This window comes from Rickettsia sp. TH2014, from assembly GCF_019249195.1.
GTDB classification, from domain to species: Bacteria; Pseudomonadota; Alphaproteobacteria; order Rickettsiales; family Rickettsiaceae; genus Rickettsia; species Rickettsia felis.
This window is the reverse complement of record NZ_MXAX01000146.1, coordinates 45-3818: the sequence shown is the minus strand read 5'-3', so window position 1 is coordinate 3818 and position 3774 is coordinate 45. Positions and strand designations below refer to the sequence as shown.

Here is a 3774-nt window from a genome sequence, read left to right as displayed (position 1 = left end):
TCTAAACTGCAATACGGAGGCACGACCCTGTTTAAGTTGCTCCCATTTATACTTTTCCGGTTTACCATATCCATTTGTAGCTTCTTCTAAGGTATCAGCCTGATATAAAAAAGGAACACTATCTTTTGATAATCTCACATCTACTTCTATTCCTTCTACGTAGCTCATTAAAGCATTTTGTACTGCTTCTACGCTATTACCTTGAAATTTTTCAGAAGTTAAGGATTTATGAGCAATATATTTAGGAAAATAAGTAATGGTAGGCGAAGTAACTAAAGCGGTAGGTGTATACAGAGGTTCAATATTAAGATAAATAGCTAAAATAATACTGCCCAAAAATATTATATATTTTATTATTTTTTTACTTTCATAATATAAAAATAATTAAAAAGGAAATTGTGTTTTTAATAAGTTGCATAAAATCGTTTTTATAGCTATATTAAAAGCCGTTTCTATAATTAAATCAATAACAAAATTATGTCGCAAAAATTAGGTTTCTGGGCGGTTTTTGCCTTAGTAACCGGCAGTCAAATCGGTACTAGCGTTTTTATATTACCGCTAAGTTTAGCACCGTTCGGTATATATAGCATTTGGGGTTGGGTACTTTCATTATTCGGTGCTATGAGTATAGCCCTTGTATTCTCATCCTTATGTGCAAAATTTCCTAAAACAGGCGGTCCGCACGTTTATGTACGAGAGAGTTTCGGGGATAAAATAGCCTTCTTCACCGGCTTCACTTACTGGGTTATATCCTTTGTCAGTACAAGTATAGTTGTCATTTCGGCAATAGGTTATCTAACGCCTTTTTTTCAATCACAAGCGGTTTTAGATTTAATATTACAGATAATATTATTAGGTGTTATTACGGTTTTAAATTTAAAAGGTCCTGAAGTAGCAGGAAAAGCAGAGTTTTATTTGACTCTCTTAAAATTCGTTCCGTTGCTTGTAGTGGGCTTATGTGCATTATCTCATTTTAATATAGATAATATAACTATAGCTGAAGAAGTAGAGAGTTTAAGCATTCCAACCATTATGGGAAGAGCTGCACTTCTTACTTTTTGGGGATTTATCGGTGTTGAGTGTGCCACTACCACGGCAGGAGCGGTAAAAGATCCAGCACAAACCATTCCAAAAGCCATAATAGTTGGAACTTTCTGCGTGGCGGTGTTATATATTATCAATAGCATAGGTATAATGGGATTAATCACTGCTTCTGAACTTATTAGCTCTAAAGCTCCTTATGCCGATGCCGCTACATTATTATTCGGGGGTAAATGGTCAAGCGTAATCACGATTATAGCCTCGATTATATGTATAGGTACGCTCAATGCTTGGGTGCTAACTAGCGGACAGATAGCTCTTGGGCTTGCAGAAGACGGATTATTACCGAAATTCTTTGCTAAGAAAAATAGCAACAACGCTCCAACTAACGGAATTATTGTAAGCTGCCTTGGAATTGTGCCGTTATTAATCTTTACGGCAAATGATAATTTTGCCACACAGATTACGCAAATAATAGATTTCTCGGCGACAACATTCTTATTCGTCTATCTAATTTGTAGCTTAGCTTTCCTAAAGGTAATTTTTAACTCAAAAGAAAAATTTTCTTATTATTATTTACTTATAGCCATAATATCGATTATCTTTTGTGTATGGGTTATCTATGAAACACCTATTAAAACTCTGATTATAGCTAGCTCCTTTACTATGCTCGGTATTCCTTTATATTATGGATGGTATAAACGTCATTCCAGTCTATGAGCAGCAACATTGCATAGCTTGTTTATGTCATTCCCGCAAAAGCGGGAATCTAGAAAAAAGCGAGATAAATCGAGCTTTTAATTTTAAAAACTTGTTGTATATGCGCATTTTAATTACTGGATTCCCGCTTCCGCGGGAATGACATCGAACTAGGAATGACATAAGGGCTATAAACATGACAAAAACCCGCATTAATCTACTTAGAAGCTTATTCACAGAATGTGATATAGACGGTTATATAATTCCGTCTAACGATAAATATATGAGCGAATATGTACCTGCGTATGCTAAAAGGCTTGAATATATAACAGGTTTTACCGGTTCAAACGGTATGGCTATTATATGTAAAGATACAGCATTGTTTTTTACCGACGGACGTTATTTAGAGCAGGCAGCAAGAGAACTTGATCCTACAATATTTCAGATTTTTGACTTAAAAGAGATATCTAAGTTTGGTAAAGATATAAAAATAGGTTACGATCCTGAATTATTTACTTATCCCGCCATATCAAATTTAAACTTCAATTTTCAGAAGATTAACGGAAATTTAATTGATAAAATTTGGCATAATCAGCCATCAGAGCCAAACTCTAAAGTTTATTTACATGATATTAAATTTGCAGGCGTTAGTCATATTGATAAAATAAGTAAATGTCGAGAAGTTGCATTGTCATCCCGCGGCTTGACCTCGGGGTCTAGTAATTATAATGAGCAATGTGCCTTAGTTATTCTCGATAGCTCTTCCATATGTTGGTTACTAAATTTGCGGGCTAGTGACGTTGCTTATACACCTTTAATGTTTGCAAAAGTAATCATTACGTCTACAAAATTATATCTATTTATCGATACTACAAGAATCGATGCCGAAATTATTAATGCACGTCCTGAAATAACAATTTTACCGGAAGAAGAATTTGAAAATATTTTAAAGAGTCATGACGATATTTTGATTGATGATATTATAGCCTCTCTGCATATAATGGACTTAATAGCTGATAAAAAAGTACAAAAAATTACCGATCCATGCTTAACGCTTAAAGCGTGTAAGAACGATGTAGAAATTAAGCATGCAATCGATTTTCATATTAAAGATGCAGTAGCTTTATGTGAGTTTTTTGCTGAGTTAGAGGAAAGTACTCGTCATTGCGAGAAGACGCAAAGCGCCGACGAAACAATCTCAGGAGAATATGATGAGATTGCCACGCAGTCTTCGACTGCTCGCAATGACGAACATTCTATAGGTTTAAAGCTTACGGAGCAACGAGCCAAACAAGAAGACTATGTTTCTGATAGTTTTCCTGCTATTTGCGGATTTCAGGAAAATAGTGCCATTATTCATTATAGAGCTGCTCCTGAAAATGCTAAAAAAATTATAGGGCAGGGGATATTACTGATTGATTCCGGTGGTCAGTACCAAGGTGCTACTACCGATATAACAAGGACAATCGTGATAGGTACGCCGACTGAGGAGCAGAAAAAGCGTTATACGCAAGTACTTAAAGGACATATTGCTTTAGCTAACGCCAAATTCCCAAAAAATATCATCGCAGGAGCTAATCTTGATATACTAGCTCGGCAATATTTATGGCAAGAAATGTTAGATTATCCGCACGGTACAGGGCATGGAGTAGGGAGTTTCTTAAGCGTTCATGAAGGACCACAAAGCATAAATCTTCGTAATAAAACAATACTTAAAGCAGGTATGATCTTATCTAATGAACCGGGTTTTTATATTTCTGGAAAATACGGAATTAGAATAGAAAATTTAATGTATGTAAAAGAAAATAGCGGATGGCTTGAATTTGAAACCTTAAGCCTAGTACCTTATGCTAGTAAATTGATTGATACGAAACTACTTAATATTGATGAAATAAATTATATTAAGGAATATTATAACAAAATTAGAGCTAAAATTTATGATTTATTATCCACGCAAGCAAGGAATTGGCTTAATAACGAAATAAATTTATTTTTGTAATAGTTGAGATTTAATCTTACATTTAGTAAAATTAA

3 protein-coding genes are annotated in these 3774 nt (G+C 34.5%); 2 read left to right on the top strand and 1 reads right to left on the bottom strand.

Features of this window, described 5'->3' with window-relative positions; genetic code table 11:
- A partial coding sequence (locus KYQ89_RS02740; protein ID WP_218460301.1) for a glycerophosphodiester phosphodiesterase family protein occupies positions 1-336 on the bottom strand: 336 nt, incomplete at its 3' end.
- Between the two features lie 141 nt (positions 337-477).
- Between KYQ89_RS02740 and KYQ89_RS02735 the strand changes: the two genes are divergently transcribed.
- Both KYQ89_RS02735 and KYQ89_RS02730 read left to right on the top strand, forming a co-directional pair.
- Entirely contained in the window at positions 478-1761 is a 1284-nt protein-coding gene (locus tag KYQ89_RS02735; protein WP_218460300.1) for an APC family permease, read from the top strand.
- Positions 1762-1936: 175 nt separating this feature from the next.
- Complete coding sequence (locus KYQ89_RS02730; protein WP_218460299.1) at positions 1937-3739, top strand: aminopeptidase P family protein; 1803 nt, start codon at positions 1937-1939, stop codon at positions 3737-3739.
- Positions 3740-3774: the final 35 nt, after the last annotated feature.